This window comes from Rhodococcus sp. P14 (assembly GCF_000256505.1).
In the GTDB taxonomy this organism is placed as follows: domain Bacteria; phylum Actinomycetota; class Actinomycetes; order Mycobacteriales; family Mycobacteriaceae; genus Rhodococcus; species Rhodococcus ruber.
The window spans coordinates 1-266 of record NZ_AJFC01000200.1; the positions used below are offsets into that span (position 1 = coordinate 1).

At 72.2% G+C, this 266-nt stretch carries 1 protein-coding gene; it reads right to left on the reverse strand.

Annotated features, from left to right (window positions below):
• A partial coding sequence (locus OEY_RS28490) for a thiolase C-terminal domain-containing protein (RefSeq protein ID WP_443216043.1) occupies positions 1–266 on the reverse strand: 266 nt, incomplete at both ends.

Genomic DNA, 266 nt, shown 5'->3' on the forward strand with positions numbered 1-266 from the left:
GCGACGAAGTCCTTCGCCTCACCGGGTGCGCAGAAGCCGAGTTCCTCGAGCTGCATGAGCACGTACGGGGTGAAGTGGTCGTAGAGCACGGCCGTCTGCACGTCCTGCGGGCCGAGACCGGACTGCTCCCACAGCTGGCGGCCGACGATGCCCATCTCGGGCAGCCCCGTCAGCCCGTCCCGGTAGTAGCTGGCCATGATGTACTGGTCCGGTCCGCTGCCCTGCGCGGCGGCCGCCACCACGGCGGGGGGGGGGGGGCGGGGGCC